Genomic DNA, 23,685 nt, shown 5'->3' on the forward strand with positions numbered 1-23,685 from the left:
TCTTATCAAACAGCCCGGTGAGATTTATAACTCAGAGACACCTGCATAAATCACTGAGGCAACGTCATGAAGAAGAGAACAGTATTAATTACCGGCGCAAACAAGAGTATTGGCTTTGAAACGGCCAGGGAGATGGGGAAATTCGGATATAAGATCTGGCTGGGATGCCGCGACGCGGCGCGCGGTCAGGATGCTGTCAGCCTGTTGCTGTCGGAAGGTATTGAAGTGCGGCTGGCTATTATTGACGTGACAGACCAGGAAAGTATTGACGCGGCCGTCGGGCAAATTAAGTCAGAAGATGGAAAACTTGATGTGCTGATTAACAATGCGGGTATTCCCGGCACCTGGCCTATCGCGCCAGAGGCGCAGAGCATCAGCGATATCATGACGATTTATAACACCAACGTTTTTGGCGTCATCAGGGTAACGCAGACTTTTCTGCCGCTGCTCAAATCAGGCGAAGAACCCCGGATCATCATGGTCAGCAGCGGACTGGGATCGCTGGAGTGGGTTTCTGATCGGTCGCATCCCTACTCTCAGGTAGCGGCACTGGGCTATACAAGTTCCAAAACGGCGTTAAATGGCGTTACGGTGGCATTTGCCAACGCGCTGTCTGAGTATGGCATCAGCGTAAACGCGGTTGATCCGGGATATACGGCCACTGATTTTAACGGACATACCGGTCACAGAACGGTATCCGAGGCGGCCAGGGGGATCGTCTGGCTTGCGGCGGAAGCATCCCAGACAATGACGGCAGGCTTCTATTTCGATAGGAAGCGTGCGCCCTGGTGAATCAGGTTTAAAAACACAATCAGCCTGCCCCGGATCGGGCAGGCTGTCTTGCCGGGTTGAGGCAGAACGCTTTGGGTGTTGAGCGCGATGCGAGTTCAGATATGACTGAATCATCACTTAACCGATCTTAATGTCCTGAAAGACCACTTGTATTGTCATTTGGACTAAGCTTTTACTGTGTTTTCCGCTATCACTTCGCCAAATACTGAGCTAAATGATTGTCTCTATCAGTTGATAGAGATTATGAATGTTAAGAAAGGGCTACTTAATGATGACCTTCTTAATGAAGCTGGAAGGACTGCCTATAGTTTACCGCCGAAAATACTCTTCCAGCTAAACACCCGATTATCCGCCCCCCTATTTAAGACAACGCCAAAATTTTTTGTTAAAATCTATAGCCTGTAAGGTGTATCAGATAGCATAGCTTTAGGGCATTACTGAACGATCTATTTATTGAAATTAAGGAGGATTGCATGAGTGATAATGAAGGGAGTCAGAGGCTCCTGACACTAGGAGAAATAGCGTTAGCAAAATCGATATTCGGAAGCTCTATTGTCTATTCTCGCGTCTGGATTCATCATGCGAGTTACTTTCCCTTCAAGCTTCAGGGAAGGAATACCGCAATGAGCCCCAATGGCGAGTTATATTTTCGGGACTGGTATTGCCAGGATTTTTCAACTCAGTCATTTCAATTCCAACATCTTTTCATCCATGAGATGTCACATGTCTGGCAGTATCAACGGGGCATATGGGTACGAATGAGAGGTCTTGTTAGTGGTTTTGTTAGTTATGAATACTCATTTGAAGAAAACAAAAAGTTACTTGATTACAGATTAGAACAACAAGCACAAATCATTGCTGATTATTTTTTGCTTTCTAAATTTGGCATTAAGATGTGGCTGGCAAGGCGCGGAAAAGACGGTGAAGTTTCTTATGTTGGATCTGTAGACGAGCAGATTTATGCAAAATATCAAAAAGTTCTTGAGGGTTTCCCAGTCAAATGAATATTTTAACTAAAACTTTAATCCCTGTGTTTTTTCTTTTGAATGGTTGCACGCTGGGCGAAAACCTCGACAATCGATATACTAAAGAAATACCCGTTACTGCCCACGTCCAGAACAGCGATGTATGTGTTTCTATACCAATACAAAATGATGAAAAGATTGTATCCGCGTTAACTTACAATGTGAAAGAACCTTCAAAACAGATTGTTTATCCTGCTGACAAGCAACCCAAAGCGGGTCTTTTTTGCATTCAGCCAGAAGAAATAAAGTTTGAAGATGGGCAAACATACCTCGTTTTTATTGAAGTGAACAAGAGAGCAGAAAGTGAGAATAACAAGGCAACAAGAAAAGCCTTTGTCTCCACCTTCCAGGTTGTACAACGAGGTAACAATCTTACTATTACCCAACCCGTAAATAGATAAATTACAAACCCGCATATTTTGTATGCGGGTTAATTTACCTGATTACAGCTGATCAATACCCCCCCCAAACGAGCCATCTTAGCCAAACTGATCACCCCCTCACCCCGCCCTGCCGCCTTCGCGAAGTTTAAGCCGCTCCAGCCGCCGGGTTTTGCGCCCTGCGATCACCATCGCCACAACAAACACCAGCGCAAACAACACGACGATAGTCGGCGCAGGCGCGCTGTCGATAAAGAATGAGAGATAAACGCCGCTCAGCGATACCAGCACTGACACCACAACCGCCACCAGCAGCGCATGTGAAAAGCGTCGGGTGAGAAGCACTGCGATAGCGCCAGGCGCGATCAGCAGGGAAATGGACAGGATGATTCCCACCGCTTTCAGCGTCGCCACAATGGTCAGCGAGACCATACAGAGCAGCCCGTAGTGCAGCAAACGAGCCGGTAAGCCGGAGACTTGTGCCTGCTGCGGATCGAAGCTGAACAGCATAAAATCACGCCACTTCACTGCAATCACCAGGACGATCACGGCGGCGATAATCGCTGTCTGAATAATATCCGCACCAGTAATGCCCAGCATATCGCCGAACAGAATATGATCCAGATGAACTTCCGGTTTCACGGCGATGTAGAGGATCAGCCCCACCGCGAACATGCCAGAGAAGACAATGCCCAGCACCGTATCCTGTTTAATACGGCTGTTGTCCTGCAGAAAACCACTGGCGATGGCGCAGAACAGACCCGCAACGAATGCGCCCACCGCAAGCGGCAATCCCACCATCCAGGCGAGCACGATGCCAGGGAACACCGCATGGCTCATGGCATCGCCCATCAGCGCCCAGCCTTTTAGCACCAGAAACACCGAAAGCAGCGCACAGGGGATTGCCACCACCAGCGCGATAAGCAGGGCACTGTTCATAAACGCGAAATGGAAAGGTTCAAGGATCCACATCAGCCAGGCTCCTTCTCGGGGTGCTGACGGCCACGACGCCGGTTAGCCAGCAGGCCATGTTTCGGTGCAAAGACAAACGCCAGCAGGAACAGCAACGTCTGCGCCACCACGATGATGCCGCCCGTTGCACCATCCAGGTAGTAACTCGCCCAGGCACCGAAAAAACTGGTGATGCTGCCAATGGCGACCGCAATCATCAGCAGACGCGGAAAGCGATCGGTGAGCAGCCAGGCCGTCGCGCCGGGCGTCACCACCAGACAGATCACCAGAAATGCGCCGACGGTTTGCAGCGCCGCCACGGTTGAAACCGCCAGCAGAGTAAAGAACAGCACTTTCAGGCGTTCGGGTCGCAGACCGATGGCACGCGCGTGGTTCTCGTCAAAGAAAGTGACCATCAGATCTTTCCACTTAAACAGCAGAATGATGATCGACAGCCCGCCAATCAGCGCCAGCTGGAGGATATCAGCGGGTGCTATCGCCAGAATATTGCCCAGCACAATGGTCTGAATGTTCACTGCAGTCGGGTTAAGCGACACCATAAACAGACCGAGACCAAAGAAAGAGGAGAAAATCAGGCCGATGATCGCGTCTTCCTTTAAGCGCGTTCGCTGATTCAGCAACAGCATACTGCCCGCCGCCAGACCACCGGAGAGAAAAGCCCCCAGCGCAAAGGGCAGACCCAGCATGTAGGCACCCGCTACGCCCGGCACGATGGAGTGTGAAAGTGCATCACCAATCAGCGACCAGCCTTTGAGCATCAGGTAACAGGAGAGAAACGCGCAGAGTCCACCCACCATCGCGGAAACCCACATCGCGTTGAGCATATAGTGATAACCGAAGGGTTCCAGTAACAGTTCCATGGTTAACAGCCCTCTTCCCGTGCGGCCCGTGGCGCAATTTCATCATCGGTGATGATCTGATCGTCAAGCCCTTTAACCATCACATGACGCAGCACGCCGCTGAACGCGCGCTCAAGATTGGCAGCGGTAAAGGTGCTCCGGGTCGGGCCGCTGGCCAGAACGGTGCCTTTAACCATCACGGTGTAATCGCAGAACGTTGTGACTGACCCCAGATTATGCGTTGAGACCAGCATGGTCTTGCCTTCATCGCGTAGCTCACCCAGCAGGCTGATGATTCTGGCCTCGGTCTGTACATCCACGCCAGTAAACGGCTCGTCCAGCAGGATGACGCTACCCTGCTGGGCAATCGCACGCGCCAGAAACACCCTTTTCTTCTGTCCGCCAGAGAGTTCGCCGATCTGGCGATGGCGATAATCCAGCATATCGACCCGCGTGAGCGCCTTACTGACAATCTGCTGGTCGTGCGGTTCAGGCCGGCGCAGCAGGCCCATGTGACCGTAGCGCCCCATCATCACCACATCTTCTACCAGCACCGGAAATGACCAGTCCACCTCTTCCGATTGCGGCACATAAGCGACAAGGCTTTTACGCAGCGCCTGGCGCGTTGGCATGCCCAGCACCGAGATACTGCCGCTGGCGAGACGGACAAAACCCATCAGCGCTTTGAACAGCGTTGACTTGCCTGATCCATTCACGCCCACCAGGGCAGCAATCGATCCGCCCGGCACGCTGAAACTGGCGTCGTGCAGCGCGGTATGCCCGTTGCGATAGGTGACGGTGACGTCGGAAACCACGATAGTGTCTGTCATTGTGCTTTCTCTCCCGTTTTGATGCCCTGCACCAGCGTTTCAGTGGTGACGCGGAGCAGATCAAGGTAGGTCGGCACCGGTCCCTGAGCGTTGCTTAAGGAATCGACATAAAGCACGCCACCGTAGTGCGCACCGGTTTCCCGTGCGACCTGACGGGCGGGTTTATCCGACACCGTGCTCTCACTGAACACAGCCGGAATAGCATTTTTCTTCACCTGATCGATCACTTTTCTCACCTGCTGCGGCGTGCCCTGCTGGTCCGCATTGATCGGCCACAGATAAAGCTCTTTCATCCCCAGGTCACGTGCCAGATAGGAGAAGGCGCCTTCGCTGGTCACCATCCAGCGTTTATCCTCCGGGATGTCTGCAATCTGCTGACGTAACGGGTCCAGCGCGGCGGTAATTTTTTGTTTATAGGCGGCGGCGTTCTGACGATAGGTGTCTGCATGAGCCGGGTCATATTTCACCAGCGCATCGCGAATGTTATCGACGTAGATCAGCGCATTGTCGGGTGACATCCAGGCGTGCGGGTTCGGTTTACCGTTGTACGGTCCCTCACCTATGCCCATGGGTTTGATTCCCGCCGAGACAATCACTTCCGGCACCCCGTCCAGATGCTGATAAAAGCGCTGAAACCAGAGTTCCAGATTGAGCCCGTTCGCCATGATCAACTGCGCGCCCTGCGCCCGCTTGATATCGCCGGGTGTCGGCTGATATTCGTGTATTTCAGCCCCCGGTTTGGTGATGGAGGTGACCTCTGCGGCATCGCCCGCCACGTTCTTTGCCATATCAGCAATCACGGTAAAGGTCGTCACTACCTTAAATTTTTCTGCTGCATAACTGCTGGCTGTCATCAGGGTTGTCAGCAGCGCACTGAGTAACAGGGTGGTGATTTTTTTTATCGGCACCATCGGGCGATCTCCAGAGGCGATTAAAAAGAGAACATAAATAGCACAGGCTATTTTTTATAGCACAGGCTATACCTTTGCGACAGAGCAGGGTTGTGAAGTTTATTCAGCGTGATGAGCCGGGTGTGAAGTTTTGTAAATCGTGGTGGTTAATTATTGATGTGTAACGATTTTAATTTACTGATAAATAACAGCAGCAAAGGGATGGGCACGGCTTCACCCCCATTTCACAGCCCTTAAGACTCCGGCGAGGTCGGTTGCAGAAGCGGGAACAGGATTAAAAGGAGCCTGGCCACGGCTGCCGTTCAGGGGAAGAGAATCTGTTGCCGGTTTACACCTGCGTCTGGTGTACAGAAGTTCGACAATTAAAATAATCTTATTGATAGGCTGAATTGATTAAGCTTCGTGAATTTTTTTGCTACAGTTAATGTTACTTACCGCAATCACCCAGGAGGATAATTTGTATTTTTCCAGCGACGAAAAAGCGAATGTCATCATTGGCGAAGCCGCAATGAACCTGTTTAATGCCGGTCAGGAAGTTAATGTTGAACTGCTGATTAAAGAGCTACAGGTTATGGCAGAGTCTGAAGTAAATGAGCATCGTCTTGAGCTAATGCAGCATGCGCGTCAATGGCTGATGGGGTTCAAAACCATCGGTTCGCGTAGCACCGCCCCGGCAAACTGGCTTTCCAGTACTTTTGGCACAGAGCCGGTTGCGCCTGTCTCTGCTGATGACATCTTTTTTAAACACTGATCCGAGTGTTTAATCCCCTGCCGGCCTGAATATTCAGGTCGGAGCGTCCGGGGAGCTGTTAAAGATTCAAAAATCTGGTACAATTTTCACCTCGCACTAACCCCCTCGTAACACCCTGTTTTAAAAGCAATAGCATTTTTTGCACCAAAAAAATTATCCCAAAAATCCAAAATCCTGTACAAGTTTTGAAAAGATGTATAACTTGCGCTACCAGAGCGCTATACATTTTAACCTCCTGAGGACAACAAGATGCGTCAGAACGGACAAGCCCCGGAAACGATCAGCGATATTGCCCGTTACTTCAATCAGGCCAGCTCCCCTTTGCAACAGGAGACGCTGGGCACGGTTGTTGTTGAAATTCTGCGCGCAGGTCACAGCCTCAGTCGTAAAACGATTTGCAGCAAGCTGTTGCGCCGCCTCGAACTGGCAGAAACGCCAGAAGAAGAGAGCCACCTGCAGGATTTAATCGCGATGCTGTTCCGTCGCGAAGAGTGATATCCCCCACGGCCGTAAGTGTTTTCAGGACGCCTGCTTTACGCTTTCACCCAGGAAGATCGACCTAAGTTCTACCCAGGCCTTACCGTAATAAAAGCCCAGTACTGCTTTCCCGTATCCGGTGCGCGAAGTCGCACCCGCTGACGTATACGGACCCGCAGCATGGCCATTGATTCGCAATCAGAGAAGCCAGTATGTACAGAAGTGAAGATGAGAAACTGACAGATGTCATGATCGGCGAAGCCGTTCTGACATTGCTCAAGTCAGACAAGCCGGTATCCAGCGATGCCTTAATCACACAGCTCGAACTGATGGCAGCGGAGGCGGATGATGACAGTAAAGTCTCCGTCATACGCAAAGCCATCACTGAAGTCCGAAACGGCATGGTCGCCGCGCGGAAGCGCGTGCAGGGTGACGGCGCTGAACGTGATAAGCAGACTCATCGTATGAACAGTGATGGACCGCCAGAGGGTTCCAAGAAGCACTGACTGAGCGGGCTGCATGCCTGTTAAGCGCGGCTGACTATAAGCGAAGCGGCAGAACTGAACAGAATTTTTTTAGGCTGGCTGGGCAAAACGAAAACAGCGTCTACACTCGTTTTTGACTTCAACCATTAACCATTGCGTCTGACCCCTTTTCCTCAGAGAAAGAAAAATCATGCAACATTCTTCATCAGATTCTTCAATCATTGATTATTTTCGCAGCGCAGGTGATCAGCTTGCTCCGGAAACCGAACTGCTGGGCGCAGTGATTCGTGACATTGTGGCTGACCAGGGACGTGTAACCAACAAAGCGATCATCCTCTATCTGATCGCAGAACTGGAATGCACTTCCGATGAGGTCAGACTGGACCTGTTGCGCAGGACGCTGGAAATCGTCGTGGGTCGTACCCCGGACGATACCGGCATCTGATCCCTCATCCTGCGCTATCCGCGATAGCGCAGGATACTCTCCCGCTTTTAAAGCGTCTTAAATTTCCGCGTTAATTAGCACAGAGATGAGCTCTTTATAAAACTCTGCCACAGGCGACTGATATTGCTGACATTAAGAATAGTGTGGATGCAATAAGGTGAGAGACTAAAATTAACTACTCTGCCTGAAATGTTCGTTATCAATATTTCATCATGACCTGTCAGGCACATCATCTCCTGTCCCGAAAATAAAATTCAGCATGCTTAAAATAAGCAGAAGTTAATGCGCGTCAGTATTATTCAATGCGTCTTATTCTCAGACAGAGTCAGGGATTGAGGGGGGATGTTCCGGGGTTGAGGTTCAGGATGGCGCCCGCCATCGGCGCCATCAACCTTAATGCATTTTGCGGATGAAAAAGCCTATCGCTTCCTGACACAATGCTTTCAGTCTGCTATCACGCGTCTCTTCGCTCAGGCGAAACAGGGCGTCCGTAATGTCGTGAAAATGAACCGGCTCTCCTGCCTTGATCAAATCACTGACCACCGCACCAACCAGCGCACGGATCTCGTTATCGTTGTCGTACTTCACACGACCTCCCGATGGTGTATGCATATACAGTCTATCATTAGCGGGAACTAAAAAACAAAAAAGCCGTTGCCGCGTAAATATAAGCGAAGCGGCAAAGAGGTTATTAATTGTACTGGCCCGGAATATTATCCGGATTTATTTCAGCCCGGATTATCACCTGCCCGATAAATAACAAAAATAGTGGAATAACCGCTGCCATTTTTTTTGTTGTGAAAGGTAAACCGGACCGTTTAATAGTGTGATTAATTCCCCCTTCAGGGCAGATTTAAAACCCACGTTTTAAACCCTTCTGCATTCCTGATCCGCACGCCAGACAGCACCGCCAGCAGTATGATAAAACTGTCGTTATCCTCTGATGTCGCGAGTCGCGCATGGCTAAATTCACCCTGAAACAGATCGCTGCCCAGTCGGGCCTCAGCCTGGCCACCATCGATCGTGCCCTGCATCAGCGAGGCAACGTGCATGCCCGCACGCAGCACCGCATCCAGCAGGCGATAGCGGACCTGGAACTGATGCAAAAAGCGGGGCTGGCCAGGGGAAGAACGCTTTACTTCGACGTCATCATGCATACCCCGGACCGCTTTCAGCCACTGATACGTGAGGCGCTCAGCAGTCAGATTGCCAGCTTTGCGGCCTTCAGACTTCAGCTGCGTTTCCACTTCGGCGCGCATCTCACCGCGGAAGCGATCAATGCGCTGCTGAACAAAAAAGCGTTTCACAGTCACGGCGTCATTCTGAAAGCGGCCTGTTGCGGCGAGCTTAACCCCACGATTGAGTCACTGCTGAAACAACGTGTTCCGGTGGTCACCATGATGAGCGATTTACCCGACAGCGCACGCCTGCGCTATATCGGCATGGATAATTTTGATGCCGGTAAGGTGGCGGCATTTCTGATGTCTAAATGGCTGCGGGTGAGCCGGTCGCATATCGTGGCAGTAACCGGCAGTCGCGATTTCATTGGCGAACAGGAGAGGATTGAGGGTTTTCAGCGAGCGATGAAGCAGTTTGCCCCCCAGCATCAGGTGAGTGTGGTAGCAGGCGGGTATGGCATTGATGAGCGGATGCATCAGTCGGTATCGCAGTTTCTGCAGAGCCATCCGGATGTGGATGCGGTCTATACGGTCGGCGGCGGCAATCCCGGCATACTGCGCGCGTTTGCTGAACAAAAGCGCCAGGTGCATGCCTGCATCGGTCACGATCTCGATCAGGAGAATTGTGCCCTGCTGCAGTCCGGTAAAATTGATGCGCTCATCGAGCATAATTTACAGCTCGATGCGCTGCACGCCTTCAGAACGCTGCTGGAGTTTCATGGCTTTCTGCCTGCATCAGAACCGCCTGCGCCCTACTCCAAAATCAACATCATCACCCGATACAACATGACGGCCTGAAACGCGCACAGATCACTAAACCGGGTTAATCCCTCTCCGGCCCGCAGGCTACACTTCAACTCATCCTTAGCAGCAGGAGTCAGTTATGAAAATTATCGCCAGCGGTTCGCAACCTTCCCGTAAAGGGCCAGCAGACTATTTTACCGGCACGGTCAGGATTGATGCACCCTTCCAGGCAACAGAGCCTGCCCGCGTGGGTGGGGCGACGGTGACCTTTGAACCGGGCGCCCGAACCGCCTGGCATACTCATCCGCTGGGGCAGACCCTGATCATCACGCAGGGTCAGGGCTGGATCCAGTGTGAGGGTGAGGCCATTCAGGTGATGAATACCGGAGACATCGTCTGGATCCCGGAGAATGTGAAGCACTGGCATGGCGCAACGCCGGATAACGCCATGACGCACATTGCTATCGCTGAGTCACTGAATGGCTCGCCGGTTGACTGGCTGGAGCACGTCACCGATCAGCAATATCAGCGCTGATTAGCAGAGCATTCTGCCCTCTTCACAGCCTGACGTGATCGATCAGCGCCCTTAGCTTTGGGGCCAGGTTTTTACGGCTGGGGAAATAGAGATAGAACCCGGCGAAGGCGGGCAGCCACTCATCCAGTAAAGTCACCAGTTCGCCACGCGCAATATACGGCTGGAAAGTTTCTTCCATGCCAAAACTGATGCCGCCTCCCGCGCAGGCGGTGCGAATCATCACCCCCATGTCATTGGTGGTGAGCTGCGGATTGACGGCGACATCAAACTCACGTCCTCGCTCCGCGAACTCCCAGCGATAAGGCGCCAGGCCCGGACCTTTTCGCCAGCCGATGCAGCGATGATTCACCAGCTCTTCGGGATGGTGCGGCGTGCCTGCCCGCGCCAGATAGGCAGGGGACGCCACCGCGACCTGACGCTGCGCGGTGGAAACCGGCACCGCAATCATATCCTGCGCAATCACTTCGCCCAGCCGCACGCCCGCGTCATAGCCCTGCCCGACAATATCAAATTCCTCATCGGTGACGGTGATATCCAGCTCCACCTGCGGATAAGCGGTAATAAAGCTCGCCAGCAGCTCTCCCCCCAGCATCCGCTCCGCAATTGAGGAGATCGCCAGCCGCAGCTGGCCGCGCGGCTCAGCCGCCAGTTCCGCGATATCGGTGACGGCGCGGTTGAGCTGGCTGATAGCTGGCGCCACCTCGGCATAGAGCTGCTGTCCGGCTTCGGTCAGCTGCACCGAGCGCGTGGTGCGCTGCATCAGCGTGATGTTCAGCCGGTCTTCCAGCCGCCGCAGACTCTGACTGATCGCCGGACGCGTGACGCCCAGCTGTTCTGCTGCCAGCCGGAAATTTCGGGTCTGCGCCACAATCACAAAAACTTCGAGAGCATTTTTATCGGTATTCATTGGTCAGATTCAGTTACTAGTCCGTGAAGCGTTTGGTGGATTATCTTTATAATCCAGCCGCCGTATGATCGCCAGTGACAACCTGACTGGAGAAACAAAATGACTCAGAAAGTGATTTTAATTACCGGCGCATCAAGCGGTATTGGTGCTGGCATCGCACGTGAACTGGCCAAAACGGATGCCATTCTGCTGCTGGGCGCGCGGCGCGAAAACCGTCTGGCCGCGCTGGCTGAAGAGCTGCGTTTCAGTGGCTCGGAAGTGGCAATTAAAGCGCTGGATGTCACGCGACGCGACGATGTGGCGCTGTTCGTGGATTATGCGCTGGAGAAATGGGGCCGGGTGGATGTGATGATCAACAACGCAGGCATTATGCCCCTGTCACCGATGGCGTCGCTGCGGGTGGAAGAGTGGGATCAGATGATCGATGTGAACATCAAAGGGGTGCTCTATGGCATCGCGGCAGTGCTGCCGGCCATGCTGGCCCACCAGCGCGGTCACATCATCAATATCGCTTCCATCGGGGCGCTGGCGGTCTCGCCCACTGCGGCCGTTTACTGCGCCACCAAGTTTGCGGTACGGGCAATTTCCGACGGCCTGCGGCAGGAGAACAGCCAGCTGCGGGTGACCTGTGTTCATCCCGGTGTGGTCGAGAGCGAGCTGGCGTCCACGATTACCGATCCGACAGCTGCCGAGGCAATGCAGCATTATCGCGCCATTGCGCTGCAGCCGGACGCCATCGGTCGCGCCGTCCGCTACGCCATAGAGCAGCCTGAAGAGGTGGATGTGAATGAAATCGTGGTGCGGCCAACCCGCACGCAGCAGTAAGTGAAGGCCCGATGCGCGCTGCATCGGGCCGTTCGATCAGTAGAGGCTTCGGCGGGTGCGCTGGACGGTGACGGCAATAGCCGTCAGTGCCACCAGCATCAGAAACACACCCAGACCCACCATCGCGTTAAAGCCATAGGCTTTAAACAGCAGCAGACCGGCAATACAGCCGCTCAGGAAGGAGAATACTGTCGTCAGATGGGTATGAAGGACCTTCTGGAAGAAGCGACGGTCATCGGTTTCAAGATGCACAGCGTGCGACGTGTGAGCAAAGATCCAGGAACCCAGCGCAATGCCCGCATCGGTCAGCGTGCCGGTGATGTGCGTCGATCTGACACGGCCATTGGAGAGCTGCGTCGAGGTTGCATTGTGAATGCCCATTAAAAAGCCCAGCATCACCAGCACTTCCCCGTTGAAACTCGGCCGGTAGAACACGAGCTCAAAGATCGAGGCCGCCGTGAGCGCCGCGCCTTCGGCCAGAATGATCAGACAGAATATGGTGCGTAACTTATGTCTGATCCCCACCACCACCGCCAGTCGGGCAACGGTACAGCCCAGCACAAAGGCAATAATCAGTGCCATTAAAAACAGCATGGTGTGAAGGTCGCTGGTCGTCACTTCCTGGGAGATCTGCGAGGTATTCCCTGTCATATGCGACGGGAAAAATCCAAACGCGCCCAGCGCCATGGCATTAAGGATGCCGGCCGTGGTGGCCAGCACCAGCGCCAGCAGTCGGTCTTCGGTATGCGAACGAACTTTCTTCTTTTTTATCAGCACAGGCTTCCCCACATCAGGTGAATGCAAAACGATCTTATAAGGCTTCAAGCATACAACCTGATGGAAATTATTCCTGTCAGAACCAGATAACTCTGATGAAATAAGCCATTAATTTTGCTGATTTTTATAAAGCAGATTCAGTTTACTTTTAAAAGTGTCAACGACGCGATGATTCACCAGTGGATGACCACAATCCAGGTGGAGAGTGAAATCAGTCAACAATAAAGAGCTGCGCGCCGGTGGGAGTAAATGAACGATGCGGTTCCGCATCGTCTGCCACCTGATAGCTGACACCGGGCGTGAGTACGAAACGGCGGCCATCCGCCAGTTCCGTATGTAACTCACCCGCCATGCAGAGTAAAATATGGCCTTTGGTACACCGGTGATCGGCCACATAGCCCGGTGAGTAGTCAACCATCCGAACCCGGATATCGTTAAATTTCACGGTTCGCCACGTCGCCTGTCCCTGGTCACCGGGATGAATCGTCTCTTCAACCTGATCCCACTGCGTCAGACCAAACGGCAGATTGTCTATTTTCATGCAATTCCCTTATTGAAGATGAGCGTTAAGACAGGGCCTGAATAACCGCCTCTTCCGCGTGGATCAGCGTGGTATCAAACAGCGGCACGCTGGCATCGGTGGCATCAACCAGCAGGGTGATTTCGGTGCAGCCGAGAATAATGGCCTCGGCCCCCTGCGTCACCAGCGTCTGCATGATCTCCCTGTAACGATGGCGCGAGGCGGGATTGATCTCGCCCAGGCAAAGCTCGTGGTAAATCACCTCATGCACAAACAGCCGATCCGCTTCATCAGGTGTGATCACCTCCAGACCGAACTGCTGCTGAAGTCGCCCGCGGTAAAAATCCTGTTCCATGGTGAACCGCGTCGCCAGTAATCCGACCTTACGCACGCCAGCCTGCTGAATGCGACGTCCGGTGGCGTCGGCGATATGCAGCAGCGGGATGTCTGTAGCGGCGCTGATTTGCGCGGCCACTTTATGCATGGTGTTAGTACAAAGCACGATGAACTGCGCGCCAGCCCGCTCCAGATTACGTGCCGCTTCAGCCAGGATTTCGCTCGCCTCCTGCCACTCGCCCGCCGCCTGAAGCTGTTCGATGCGCTGAAAATCGACGCTATAAAGCACCAGCTCCGCCGAGTGCAGGCCACCCAGCTGCTGCTTAACCTGCTGATTGAGAATGCGGTAGTAGAGCGCGGTAGACTCCCACGACATGCCGCCTAACAGACCAATGACTTTCACATTGCACTCCGGGTTAAAGGATTTACCTTCAGCATGCCAGATCGCCATTGATCGGCAACGGCTTTATTCAGGCTGCGCTGTTCTGCGGTCTGAAGCGCCAGGCAATCATCATCAGCACCACCACGCCAGCGCTCATGATCAGCCAGGCCTGATTCAGAGACGCGCCGCTGTCACGCACCCAGCCCGCCACCAGCGGCATCAATGCCGCAATCAGATATCCGCCACCCTGCACTCTGGACAGCAGAATCCCCGCCTCTCTGGCGCTGCGCGCATGGTCCAGCGTGACGATCAGCGACAGCGGAAAGAGTGCGCCGATGCCGGTACCCAGTAACAGCGCGGAAAGCACCGGCATCGTGTCCGGATAAAACACCAGGCTCAGCAGCCCCGTCAGCAGCAGGACCAGCACGCCGAGCAGCAGCGGTCGGCGATCGGGAAAGCGATGTAATGTCGCCGAGACGATGAATCCCGCCGCCACTTCGGTTAAGGTCAGCGCAGCGAGCAGATAGCCGCTGTGGCGCGCACTCCAGCCCAGCTGAATATAGAATGGCGGCAGCCAGGCCAGCACCAGCGTGTAGGCGCCGGTGCCAATGCCGAAAAAGATCATCAGCAGCAGGGTCCGCTGCACAGGTAACGTCGCCGCATTCGGTGCCGCACTCACCTGCGTTGATCGCCTGACTGAGGTCAGCCAGATCAGCAGCGTCACCAGGGCCAGTGCGCCGGAGATCGCCAGCGCGGGTTGCAGGCCCAGCCATGAGAACAGCGGTTCGGCACTGGCAGCGGTCAGTGCCGCGCCCGCCATAATGCCGGTGCTGAACAGCGCCATCAGCGTCGCCGCAGCTTCAGCGAAACGTTGCCGAATCAGGGCGGGCATCAGCGCCTGTATCACACCAATCCCTGCACCTCCCGCCAGCGCGGTGAGCATCAGCTGAGCGGAGGTCAGGCTAACACCGCGCCACAGGCAGGCCGCCGTCAGACAAAGCAACCCAGCGGCGATGCCCCTCACCGATCCGATGCGGGCGATGAGCCACGGGCCGGAGAGTGCCGCCAGGCCCATCATCGCCACCGGCAGCGTGGTCAGCAGGCTGAACGAGGTGGCTGACAGCCCGGCCTGCTGTTGCAACACCGGAAACAGCGGCCCGATAATAGCCAGCATCGGGCGCAGGTTCAGCCCGATAAAAAAAGCGATCACGGCAAACAGAATGGGGAACAACACTTTTTCTTTCATCATCGACGCCCTGTCAGAAGATTGACGATGACAGCACCGGGCTGCCACTATTTATCTTAACGTTAAGATAAATTATGCCCGCTGTTAAGAGGGTGAGCACAACCCGACAACATAACCCCAGCATCTACAGGTGATTTATGCACGACCATATTGATTTCGTTGTCAGCCAGTGGGACAGCGCGATGCCCGATCTTGATGCCTCATCCATGCGTATCTTTGGCAGAGTGCTGCGTCTGATGAAACATCTGGCGAAAGCGCGCAGTCAGGCGCTGGAACCGTTTGGTTTTCAGGAGGGGGAATTTGATGTGCTGGCGACACTGCGACGGGCGGGTTCGCCTTATCGCCTGTCGCCTACGCAGCTCTACCAGGCGCTGCTGGTGACCTCCGGCGCGATGACAAATCGTCTCAACCGGCTGGAGCAGCAGCAGCTGATTGAACGTGTTGCCGCGCCGGATGATAAGCGGAGCATTCTGGTGGGGCTGACGCCGCACGGGCAGCAACAGATTGAGAATGCACTCCGCGTTCATACTGCCACGCAGGAGGCGGTGCTGGCCCCGCTGGCTGCGTCAGAGCGAGCTGATCTGGAGAGGCTGCTGAAGACTCTGCTGCTGGAATTTCCCGGCGAAGCTGCAGACTAGCGCCGTCAGCGCTGCAGTTCGGCCACCGTCATGGTGAAGATAACCGGCTGATCGTCGGCACTGGCATAGGCATGGGGCATATCGGTTCGTGCCACCGCCGCACAGGCCTGATGCACCACCAGAGTCTGCTCACCCACGGTTAATGCCAGCGTGCCCTGCTCGACGTGCAGCAGTTCCAGCGTACCGGACGAGTGGCCGGTGGAACTGAATAGTTCGCCCGGAAACATCTGCCAGCGCCATAGCTCGATCATATCCGGCCCGCGCGTACCGGCGAGCATCTGCGCACTTCCGCCCTGTTCGCCCTGCCACAACACCGGCATTTCGCTGTTTTCGATCAGCCAGGCGTCTGGCGCATGTGAAACGTTAACGATATCCGCCACCGAAACGCCCAGCGCGGCCGCCACTTTACAGAGGATGGCAATACTGGGATTAGCCGCGCCCTTTTCGATCTCGACCAGCATCCCTTTACTGACACCGGCGCGGCGGGACAACTCGTCCAGCGAGAGTTTCTGACGTTTACGCCAGCTTTTAATACTGTCTGAAACAGCCTGATTGACGCTGGCGACATCGGCACCTGCATCGGTCGTTATATTGACTTTATTGGTCATCGGTCATTACTATAAAATAAATTAGTCACTGAGAGAGTATCCAATGTTATCTGTTGATCCGTCAATCGATCCCGCCGTTTTCGCGCTTGCGCCTGGCTTTCGTGCCATGAGTATTGTGGTGGAGGCGACACCGATTACCCGATCTGAGATCGCCAGCGACGCTCTGAAAAGCGCGTGCCAGCAGGTGATAAATGATGATGTGCCCTGGGCTGACGCGCATCTTGTCGCCTGGGCTGAGGTGTTTAAAGCTTTTGGTGCCAAAGCGAAACGCACGCCCTGTTCGGCTGAAGCATTACGCAAGCGCGTGCTGCGGGATGGCGAATTGCCTGCTATCGATCCGGTTGTCGATCTCTATAACGCCATCAGCATTCGATACGCCCTGCCGGTCGGTGGTGAGAATATCGCGGCATATGCGGGCGAGCCGCGTCTGGTGATTGCTGACGGCAGTGAACGTTTCGATACCGTCAAAGAGGGCGAGGTGGTTTACGAGTCACCGGAACCGGGCGAGGTGATCTGGCGTGACGATGAGGGCGTGACCTGCCGCCGCTGGAACTGGCGTCAGGGCGTGCGGACCCGACTGGATGCCAGTGCGCGTCAGATGTGGTTCATCCTGGAAAGCCTGCCAGCGATGCCGCTCACCGCACTGCAACAGGCCAGCGACGATCTTGTCTCAGGATTACAGCAGATGATGCCAGGCGCGCAGATTACGACGACGCTCATTGAAGCGCCCGGAGTCTGAACATGGCCTCAACAGCGGGTGATCGGGGTTAACGATGAGCGTTATCTGTGGCAGGATACGCGCCCTGCGTCTGGCCATTCCCGGCTGACTTAACTGCATACAACCGGTGATTCTCATGGCGAAAGTAAAATATATCCTCCCTCTGCTGCTGCTACTTATTCTGGCTGGCTGGTGGTTGATCCCGAACGACAGTGATGAAGATAAGGCGTATTACGTCGCGGTATTCTGCGCGATTGATCAAAACAGTGCGCAGCCGCTCGACCAGCAGATGCAAAATGTCATTGAAGGCGGTAATTCTGACTATGCGCTGCAAAAAATAGCGTATAAAGCGGGACTGGGCCGCAGCGTGATTAGCCGCTGGCAGCAACTGACCCTCGATGAGCAGCAGCGCGCCGCACAGGATGACCATGCCTGCCAGCAATTGCTGAAGCGCTGATTTCTGGTGAGCGTGTTTATCTTATTATTCTATTGATTTCGCGCTGGCCGTTATTATTGCTGCGCCCGTCTTACCTTATTCCTCAGCACCTGAAATCAGCGTGGGTTTACCGTTTACGGCTGAAAGAGATGCATTAAAAATAGTGTCAGAAGATATTGATGGTGCTGAAAGCAGTCTCATTATGACGGTATACCGTTTCACCAATAAGCCGACTGCGGCGGTGCTGGCTGGAGTGAAGCTTCAGCCGCGAGCTCGGCGACTGGCGCAGGGGAATGAAAGTCGTGATTATCGCTGAAACAGAGCCGCCGGAAACATCGTTCAGGCAAATAGACGAGCGTAGCCGGCCGTCCTGCTGCAGCACAGTGATCGATGTAGCGCTGATGATGGTCAGCCCACGCTTTATTCCGCTGGATTCAGGCTATGGGGGGGCTGTGGAAGAAAAACTGTGGCAGGAAAAAAGCGCCTTTGTCAAGCCTCTGCGCTACGACGGTGAAGAAGATGTGTTTCCGAATTTTGTGCTCAAGGACGTTCCTGGCGTGGATGCGCTGCCGATGGAAGTTTTTGGCATGAACACGCCTGAGTACCTGCTGCGTATGCAGGAAAAAACCTCTTATTATGAGGCGGAATATGGGGTCGGCCATTGGTGGTCCTGGAACGCTGTAGAGAAGTCAGATATGCCGGCATTTCCTTCCGTCTGAAACGGATATTGTTTACCCGCAGGGAGATACGGCTGAATTACCGTATCTTGTTATCCTGTCACTGACCGTCAGGTTGTCAGGCCTGAACGCGGGAGGTATTGTTTAAGAAGCGTCAGGACGATAAATGAAGCTGAACCTGCAGGAGCTGGCAGTGGACACGACTGAAGAACTCAATAACACTTATTTCTACGCAGGCAGACCCAACCTTACCGCTGGTGAGCTCTTTTTCATAATTTTCTGTGAAGAAGTTGCTGAACAGCTGGGGGTTGATGACTTCGGCGCGATCGTGGCCATCCTGTCCGGACGTAATGTCCTGACTACCCGCACCAAACCGCGCGATGCTCTAAAGGGAACCTCCTATGCCTCACGGGCAGCGCGCAGAGTATTTCCGAAAGCCAAATTTCCCTTCGGCATAAAGCTCCCCACCATCGTAGGGGGATACCCGCCCCGGACCGCGCGTATTCTCTTTACGCATAAGCTCAGCACCTTTGTCGGACGAGCGATACCCTTCGTGGGCTGGGTGATTCTGGCCAGAGACGTTGCCGATATCAGTTTCAATTCGGTCAGACTGTACAATGCCATCGCCCGCGGGGAGGATAAGATATGGTAGACGACACCCAGTCACGCGTAATGGCACTCATCGAGCCGTGGAACGGCCGCTCCCTGCTGACGTTCCGGAAAAAAACTCTCACGCCAGAGATGTCGCTCAATCTGGACATGGAGCTGGACCCGGAGGACGCTGCGGAATGCCTTCAGAACGTCTTCGATGCGTTTGGAATGGATTCTGACCAGGTGACATTCAGCCTCTACTATCCGAAAAACCCGCGCGATGCCATCCCTCTCACTATCGGGATGCTGATCGAGTCAGTACGTGCCAGACGATGGTGCTATGACTGATAAGTCCAGCGAGCAACAGCAGCGTGCGAACGCAGACGCATTAATGGCCGCGCTGGACACCATTAATCGCTCGGGGAAGGGTAAAGTGTTTTGTGGTTAAGGGAGAAAACAATAGTGTCTTGCAGATAAACCGTGAAATGAAAAGCTGAGAATATTGAAGGTTTAGTTTCTATATAGGCAGTATAACATTACACTTATAGCAATAACCTCTAAGATAAAAATGATTCTATTGGAATTCATTCGTGCAAGCCAGTTATTAGATCGCTCTCTTTCATCAGCTTCCCTGATGGCTTTATCGTTATCATCATTCATAAATTACTCTTCCATAGAAATTTTTTATTCTTTCGAATGTTGTATGCCAAGCCTGTTGGAGTCTTGTAAAACTGAGCTTGATATACTTAAAAATAATAATGCTTTCACCACGCTTTACAACGAGGTTTAAAGATATACTGCTGATTAATCGAAGTTGCAGTGTGACATAAAAATATCAAAAGCACTATGAAACATTGTCAGCCATTTCAGGTCTGCATTCTCGCCAGTTTCAATCTGCATTAAGTACCGCTTTACAACAACCTGCAGAAAACCTGGCAACTAATCATCTGACAGCTACCAGCCGGTTTTACACACTCTCCACACGGTCCGCAAGATTGCACCTTCTGACCGGTAGTTATTTAACGATTCGTTATAGAAATAAAAATTATTGCCAGCCCGGTAAACAGGATTGCAAATATCTTTGTCCTGTTTGCCTGTGTCTCTTTGACGGATATATATTTCTTAAGGTCTCTATCCAGCTGGGATTGTTCAGTCTGGGATGGGTCGTCAAACCATAGTCTGTCTTTGAGCTGTGACTGCAGGTCCTTTATAATACGCGTAATAAAAAACAGATAACCCCAGAACATCAAGGCTATTATAATAGGTATCACTACGCGAATAATGTCTAAAATTGTTGTGGCCTGATTCACATTTTACCTTTGGAGTTTTGCAGTTCATAAAGGCAATAATAACACCGCTGCTGCTATATAGCACCCTGCCGCTGGCCGGCATCGATAAGGCGTTCAGGGTAATCGACAGTAAGCGCAGTCTGCCATGCGAACCCTGTAATCCGTCTGACCGCTGCCATACTCAGGATAACGGAATTACGCCACAGAAATATCTGTCATGTCCCCGGCCCCCGGTTAATCCGGCAGGTCCCTGTATCTGTACTCGGATGATTTCGAGTTCGCTCACTCCTTCAAAATCCATGTCACGAGGAAGACGAATGGCGCGATTGTTGCCGTTTTTAAAAATGTATACGGTTCTCATGGTTACTCCTTCCGGTCGGATTTCCGACACTGTGCCGATACCGGCTATTTTTTGTGGCAGAACAGTGCTGCATAGATAAAGCATATCCATTATATATGCAGATTTAAAGCATATGCATCTGTTAAGTATATGCAGATGCAGGACATATGTATCTGCATAATATATCCTGATTTATCTCTTTTTATCGAAGATCCGAAAAAAGTAATTTTAGAAAGTAATTCCGTCTGTTAATGATGTCAGGATTCTAGCAGGATCTCGCGATACGGAGCCTCAATGCAAAAAAGCGATGATAAACAGTTTTAAAAGATAAATTATATAATTTTTCTCTGACAAAATAACATGATTTATTCAGTATCTAACCGAGGCGCCGTTATAAAACGTACAGAAAAAAACACACAAAATATTTAATAAAAATATGTCAAAAAAATTACCCATAATCGCAAAAAGTTATCACAGCATTGCGACATAAATATGAATGTTTAATAAAATTTTATGAAGGCATAAATTAATATTGACCTTTATGTCTCCAGACATCAAAAATCACCCTACCTAAATTAAAAGAACACAGGGAAAACAATGGAAAAGATACTGGTTACAGGTGGTGCAGGTTATATAGGAAGTCATGTTGTAGAAATTTTACTTCAGAATAACAAACAAGTCCGGGTGCTGGACAATGGCATGTTTGGACTCGGGTCGCTTTATCCCTTTTATGAAAATACTCATTTTGATTTAATAAAGGGTGACCTGAGAAATATGTCTGATCTTAAAAAATCACTTAAAAATGTTGAGGGTGTGATTCATCTCGGAGGGATTGTTGGTAATCCTGCGTGTAGCTTCGACAAATTAACCTGCCAGGATGTCAATGTGACAGCCACAGAACGCCTTGCCGGTGCATCAGCAGAAGCCGGCATCAGCAGGTTTGTATTTGCATCAAGCTGCAGTGTTTACGGTTATGGGGATAATCTTTTTACAGAAGAGTCCGAACTTAACCCAGTAGACTATTACGCAGAGAGTAAAATTTCTGGTGAGGAACCGTTCCTGACAATGTGAAAACCACTTATAAAGACCTGTCGATCGCTGTCGATGCAAATCGCTTCGGCTGCAACAGGGACAAACTGGCTGAAGTACTGCTGGACATGGGAATTCCCACGCGAAAATACTTCTATCCGGCGCTGCATGAAATGAAAGCTTTCCGTAAGTACTCCCACACGCCTCTCCCCGTCACGGAAAGTATAGCGAGGAGTATCCTTTGTCTTCCTTTATATCCTGATCTTTCAACAGAGGATGCCGAAAAGGTGGCCCGAGCAATACGTACGGTTCAGGAACATCATTCATAACTACGGGTACAGCATGTCATACGTAAAACATATCAGAAGCATGATAGGCCATCAGCTTCTGCTTTTGGCAGGAGCTAACGTTATTATCCTGGACAAGCATCAACATGTGCTGCTGCAACTTCGCACAGACGGAAGCTGGGGACTTCCTGGCGGACTGCTTGAACCAGGAGAATCACTGGAACAGACGGCAATCCGTGAGGTAAAAGAAGAAACCAACATCGATATTCATGAGTTGCATCACCTGAATGTGTTTTCTGGCCCTGAATATACCTTTACTCTGAAAAATAAAGATGTGATTAATGTCATTACCTCTCTTTATTATTCAGCAGACTGGTCCGGAGAAATAATCAACGATCCGGAAGAGGGCCAAGCGCTTGAATTTTTCAGTCTGAATAACCTCCCGGATACCATGGATGATGAGTATTTACACTATCTGCGATATTATCTGGAAAGGAAATGTTAAAATGGATCAGTCTGAATCGCATTCTGACGATTTATTGATACGGGCTTCGGCCCGTTTTACATCAAAAAATTCGACCTTATTCATCGCTTTGCTTTCGTTATTTCTGTACATGGGGTCTGACTTTCTATCAAAATTGCTTCTAAGCAACGTTTCTATTGCATGGATAGCACTTTTCCGTTTTAGCTACGGGTTGCCTCTTTTGTTTTTTTGCAAACGAGATGCTTTTAAAAGCTGTAAAGCTTTAACTTTCGCAGGCGCTAACGTAATCAATTCCGTATGCGGAGTTTATGCCATTGTAGCAGGCAGTCTGTCGGGCTTTGCACTGGCGGGACAATTAAGGCCCGTTTTCCTGATTTTATTTAGCGCAATTATTTTTAAAGTGAGTTACAGTTCAAAGTCCTGGCTATTATTCCTTTTGATAATGTCAATCAGTTTTTTGATATTCAGTATGGATAATAACATTGGCCTCTACGCAAATTACATTTACATCCTTAGCGTGGCCTTACAGGCATTTGTTTTCGCTGGATTAAGCCGTGAAAAAGATAGTCTCATTAGTTATCTTGCAGTTTATAATTTTTGCGGATTTATTCTGACTTTTATTTATATTTTGTATAATCAAATCCCGGCTCCGGACGCGATTAAATTTAACTGGATGGCTGTCAGTGGGGCGCTGGCAATGGCCGCGAGCATTCTCAATATTATTTCCCTCTCAACATCATTCAGGCTTGAAGTTAGCTCAGTTAGTTATATCAGGCTTCCTCTGACACTCCTTCTTTCAGGTCTGTTTATGGGGGAGGAAATTCTGTCATTAACATGGCTATGCTGTATATCTGTTCTCTGTCTCGTATATTTACTGAGCAAAACTTCAGCCAGGAATCAGTAAGCCCGGTTCGCTGTGTAACCCTGGTACTGAACAAAGTGTCAGGGTTACGCTCTTTAGTACTGGTAGTGATTCAGTGGCACTTTTTACGTCACTTTAAGTTCAGAATTTCAAGTAGCAGATGAGCAATCGCTTAAGTCATCTTAAATTATATCAGCTACTAATACCTGTGATGTGTCAGCGCAGTGTGCCCGCTACTCGCTTACATTGGCAATTTTTTCAGACGCCCTATATATCTGATTGTTAGTTGCCGGGTTTGCGTAAGCCAATTTTCTGCCTGCGCGCAGTTATCGGGACTTGCACGGTTTTATCACAGAAACACACCTCTGG

31 protein-coding genes and 1 pseudogene are annotated in these 23,685 nt (G+C 51.7%); 20 read left to right on the top strand and 12 right to left on the bottom strand.

Annotated elements, in window-relative coordinates:
- The first annotated feature begins 66 nt into the window (after positions 1-66).
- The 3 genes from PU624_RS01415 to PU624_RS01425 all read left to right on the top strand — a co-directional run bounded on the left by PU624_RS01415 (position 67) and on the right by PU624_RS01425 (position 2,218).
- Positions 67-792 (top strand): SDR family oxidoreductase, encoded by a 726-nt coding sequence (locus tag PU624_RS01415; RefSeq protein WP_283545081.1) that lies wholly within the window; start codon positions 67-69, stop codon positions 790-792.
- A 473-nt stretch (positions 793-1,265) separates the two neighbouring features.
- Positions 1,266-1,796: a type IV secretion protein Rhs gene (locus tag PU624_RS01420; RefSeq protein WP_283545082.1), complete on the top strand. Its 531-nt coding sequence runs from the start codon at positions 1,266-1,268 to the stop codon at positions 1,794-1,796.
- Entirely contained in the window at positions 1,793-2,218 is a 426-nt protein-coding gene (locus PU624_RS01425) for a putative T6SS immunity periplasmic lipoprotein (protein ID WP_283545083.1), read from the top strand. Before PU624_RS01420 ends, PU624_RS01425 begins: the two co-directional genes overlap by 4 nt.
- A gap of 99 nt (positions 2,219-2,317) precedes the next feature.
- Here the strand turns inward: PU624_RS01425 and PU624_RS01430 are convergent, their stop codons facing one another.
- From PU624_RS01430 to PU624_RS01445, 4 genes are read right to left on the bottom strand one after another with little or no spacing between them, the layout of a single operon-like run.
- On the bottom strand, positions 2,318-3,169 hold the full coding sequence (locus tag PU624_RS01430) for a metal ABC transporter permease (protein ID WP_283545084.1): 852 nt from the start codon (positions 3,167-3,169) through the stop codon (positions 2,318-2,320).
- Positions 3,169-4,029, bottom strand: a complete 861-nt coding sequence (gene sitC, locus PU624_RS01435) for an iron/manganese ABC transporter permease subunit SitC (protein ID WP_283545085.1) — start codon at positions 4,027-4,029, stop codon at positions 3,169-3,171. Before sitC ends, PU624_RS01430 begins: the two co-directional genes overlap by 1 nt.
- Positions 4,030-4,031: 2 nt before the next feature.
- Positions 4,032-4,838 carry a manganese/iron ABC transporter ATP-binding protein gene (locus PU624_RS01440; protein ID WP_283545086.1) on the bottom strand — a complete coding sequence of 269 codons (807 nt, stop codon included), beginning with the start codon at positions 4,836-4,838 and terminating at the stop codon, positions 4,032-4,034.
- Positions 4,835-5,749, bottom strand: a complete 915-nt coding sequence (locus tag PU624_RS01445) for a metal ABC transporter substrate-binding protein (RefSeq protein ID WP_502921559.1) — start codon at positions 5,747-5,749, stop codon at positions 4,835-4,837. The genes PU624_RS01440 and PU624_RS01445 overlap by 4 nt, the downstream gene beginning before the upstream one ends.
- A gap of 457 nt (positions 5,750-6,206) precedes the next feature.
- Here PU624_RS01445 and PU624_RS01450 point away from each other — a divergent pair, with 457 nt between their 5' ends.
- The 4 genes from PU624_RS01450 to PU624_RS01465 all read left to right on the top strand — a co-directional run bounded on the left by PU624_RS01450 (position 6,207) and on the right by PU624_RS01465 (position 7,907).
- Positions 6,207-6,500 carry a hypothetical protein gene (locus PU624_RS01450; RefSeq protein ID WP_283545087.1) on the top strand — a complete coding sequence of 98 codons (294 nt, stop codon included), beginning with the start codon at positions 6,207-6,209 and terminating at the stop codon, positions 6,498-6,500.
- 249 nt (positions 6,501-6,749) lie between these two features.
- Positions 6,750-6,995 (top strand): regulatory protein YcgZ, encoded by a 246-nt coding sequence (gene ycgZ / locus PU624_RS01455; RefSeq protein ID WP_283545088.1) that lies wholly within the window; start codon positions 6,750-6,752, stop codon positions 6,993-6,995.
- A 194-nt stretch (positions 6,996-7,189) separates the two neighbouring features.
- Positions 7,190-7,483, top strand: a complete 294-nt coding sequence (locus PU624_RS01460) for a hypothetical protein (protein WP_283545089.1) — start codon at positions 7,190-7,192, stop codon at positions 7,481-7,483.
- Between the two features lie 169 nt (positions 7,484-7,652).
- A complete protein-coding gene (locus PU624_RS01465) occupies positions 7,653-7,907 on the top strand; it encodes a biofilm/acid-resistance regulator YmgB/AriR (protein WP_283545090.1) in 255 nt (84 codons plus the stop codon).
- Between the two features lie 393 nt (positions 7,908-8,300).
- Here the strand turns inward: PU624_RS01465 and PU624_RS01470 are convergent, their stop codons facing one another.
- The gene (locus PU624_RS01470) at positions 8,301-8,495 is read right to left on the bottom strand and encodes a hypothetical protein (protein WP_283545091.1); all 195 of its coding nucleotides are present in this window, start codon (positions 8,493-8,495) and stop codon (positions 8,301-8,303) included.
- A 371-nt stretch (positions 8,496-8,866) separates the two neighbouring features.
- On the opposite strand from PU624_RS01470, the gene PU624_RS01475 reads away from it, so the two are divergent.
- Together PU624_RS01475 and PU624_RS01480 are read left to right on the top strand one after the other, a co-directional pair.
- Positions 8,867-9,883, top strand: a complete 1,017-nt coding sequence (locus PU624_RS01475; protein WP_283545092.1) for a substrate-binding domain-containing protein — start codon at positions 8,867-8,869, stop codon at positions 9,881-9,883.
- Between the two features lie 85 nt (positions 9,884-9,968).
- The gene (locus PU624_RS01480; protein WP_283545093.1) at positions 9,969-10,364 is read left to right on the top strand and encodes a (R)-mandelonitrile lyase; all 396 of its coding nucleotides are present in this window, start codon (positions 9,969-9,971) and stop codon (positions 10,362-10,364) included.
- 22 nt (positions 10,365-10,386) lie between these two features.
- On the opposite strand, the gene PU624_RS01485 is transcribed toward PU624_RS01480, so the two are convergent.
- On the bottom strand, positions 10,387-11,271 hold the full coding sequence (locus tag PU624_RS01485) for a LysR family transcriptional regulator (protein WP_283545094.1): 885 nt from the start codon (positions 11,269-11,271) through the stop codon (positions 10,387-10,389).
- Between the two features lie 99 nt (positions 11,272-11,370).
- On the opposite strand from PU624_RS01485, the gene PU624_RS01490 reads away from it, so the two are divergent.
- Complete coding sequence (locus tag PU624_RS01490) at positions 11,371-12,096, top strand: SDR family oxidoreductase (RefSeq protein ID WP_283545095.1); 726 nt, start codon at positions 11,371-11,373, stop codon at positions 12,094-12,096.
- Positions 12,097-12,132: 36 nt separating this feature from the next.
- On the opposite strand, the gene PU624_RS01495 is transcribed toward PU624_RS01490, so the two are convergent.
- The 4 genes from PU624_RS01495 to PU624_RS01510 form a co-directional block, all read right to left on the bottom strand.
- Positions 12,133-12,873, bottom strand: a complete 741-nt coding sequence (locus PU624_RS01495; RefSeq protein WP_283545096.1) for a YoaK family protein — start codon at positions 12,871-12,873, stop codon at positions 12,133-12,135.
- Positions 12,874-13,084: 211 nt separating this feature from the next.
- Positions 13,085-13,414 (bottom strand): DHCW motif cupin fold protein, encoded by a 330-nt coding sequence (locus tag PU624_RS01500; protein WP_283545097.1) that lies wholly within the window; start codon positions 13,412-13,414, stop codon positions 13,085-13,087.
- 25 nt (positions 13,415-13,439) lie between these two features.
- On the bottom strand, positions 13,440-14,132 hold the full coding sequence (locus tag PU624_RS01505) for an aspartate/glutamate racemase family protein (protein ID WP_283545141.1): 693 nt from the start codon (positions 14,130-14,132) through the stop codon (positions 13,440-13,442).
- 67 nt (positions 14,133-14,199) lie between these two features.
- Positions 14,200-15,357, bottom strand: a complete 1,158-nt coding sequence (locus PU624_RS01510; protein WP_283545142.1) for an MFS transporter — start codon at positions 15,355-15,357, stop codon at positions 14,200-14,202.
- 137 nt (positions 15,358-15,494) lie between these two features.
- On the opposite strand from PU624_RS01510, the gene PU624_RS01515 reads away from it, so the two are divergent.
- Complete coding sequence (locus tag PU624_RS01515; RefSeq protein ID WP_283545098.1) at positions 15,495-15,995, top strand: MarR family winged helix-turn-helix transcriptional regulator; 501 nt, start codon at positions 15,495-15,497, stop codon at positions 15,993-15,995.
- Positions 15,996-16,000: 5 nt separating this feature from the next.
- Here PU624_RS01515 and PU624_RS01520 read toward each other — a convergent pair whose 3' ends face one another.
- A complete protein-coding gene (locus PU624_RS01520) occupies positions 16,001-16,603 on the bottom strand; it encodes a helix-turn-helix domain-containing protein (protein ID WP_283545099.1) in 603 nt (200 codons plus the stop codon).
- Between the two features lie 43 nt (positions 16,604-16,646).
- On the opposite strand from PU624_RS01520, the gene PU624_RS01525 reads away from it, so the two are divergent.
- The 5 genes from PU624_RS01525 (at position 16,647) to PU624_RS01545 (ending at position 19,373) form a co-directional block, all read left to right on the top strand.
- A complete protein-coding gene (locus PU624_RS01525) occupies positions 16,647-17,342 on the top strand; it encodes a B3/B4 domain-containing protein (RefSeq protein ID WP_283545100.1) in 696 nt (231 codons plus the stop codon).
- A 115-nt stretch (positions 17,343-17,457) separates the two neighbouring features.
- A complete protein-coding gene (locus PU624_RS01530) occupies positions 17,458-17,778 on the top strand; it encodes a hypothetical protein (protein ID WP_283545101.1) in 321 nt (106 codons plus the stop codon).
- 272 nt (positions 17,779-18,050) lie between these two features.
- The gene (locus PU624_RS01535; RefSeq protein WP_283545102.1) at positions 18,051-18,476 is read left to right on the top strand and encodes a DUF1173 family protein; all 426 of its coding nucleotides are present in this window, start codon (positions 18,051-18,053) and stop codon (positions 18,474-18,476) included.
- Positions 18,477-18,627: 151 nt separating this feature from the next.
- Entirely contained in the window at positions 18,628-19,086 is a 459-nt protein-coding gene (locus PU624_RS01540) for an STM2901 family protein (protein WP_283545143.1), read from the top strand.
- Complete coding sequence (locus PU624_RS01545; protein WP_283545103.1) at positions 19,080-19,373, top strand: DUF1493 family protein; 294 nt, start codon at positions 19,080-19,082, stop codon at positions 19,371-19,373. The genes PU624_RS01540 and PU624_RS01545 overlap by 7 nt, the downstream gene beginning before the upstream one ends.
- Before the next feature lie 1,203 nt (positions 19,374-20,576).
- On the opposite strand, the pseudogene PU624_RS01550 reads toward PU624_RS01545, so the two are convergent.
- Positions 20,577-20,675 (bottom strand): annotated as a pseudogene (locus PU624_RS01550) (AbrB/MazE/SpoVT family DNA-binding domain-containing protein); the annotation flags it as partial.
- 576 nt (positions 20,676-21,251) lie between these two features.
- Here PU624_RS01550 and PU624_RS01555 point away from each other — a divergent pair.
- Genes PU624_RS01555 through PU624_RS01570 form a run of 4 tightly spaced genes read left to right on the top strand, consistent with a single transcriptional unit; the run spans position 21,252 to position 23,358 of the window.
- The gene (locus PU624_RS01555) at positions 21,252-21,725 is read left to right on the top strand and encodes an NAD-dependent epimerase/dehydratase family protein (protein WP_283545104.1); all 474 of its coding nucleotides are present in this window, start codon (positions 21,252-21,254) and stop codon (positions 21,723-21,725) included.
- Positions 21,722-22,012 (top strand): DegT/DnrJ/EryC1/StrS family aminotransferase, encoded by a 291-nt coding sequence (locus PU624_RS01560; RefSeq protein ID WP_283545105.1) that lies wholly within the window; start codon positions 21,722-21,724, stop codon positions 22,010-22,012. Before PU624_RS01555 ends, PU624_RS01560 begins: the two co-directional genes overlap by 4 nt.
- A 13-nt stretch (positions 22,013-22,025) precedes the next feature.
- Positions 22,026-22,475 (top strand): NUDIX hydrolase, encoded by a 450-nt coding sequence (locus PU624_RS01565; protein WP_283545106.1) that lies wholly within the window; start codon positions 22,026-22,028, stop codon positions 22,473-22,475.
- 1 nt (position 22,476) lies between these two features.
- A complete protein-coding gene (locus PU624_RS01570; RefSeq protein WP_283545107.1) occupies positions 22,477-23,358 on the top strand; it encodes a hypothetical protein in 882 nt (293 codons plus the stop codon).
- Positions 23,359-23,685 lie beyond the last annotated feature (327 nt).

The sequence above is a fragment of the Pantoea sp. Lij88 genome (assembly GCF_030062155.1).
GTDB lineage: Bacteria > Pseudomonadota > Gammaproteobacteria > Enterobacterales > Enterobacteriaceae > Pantoea.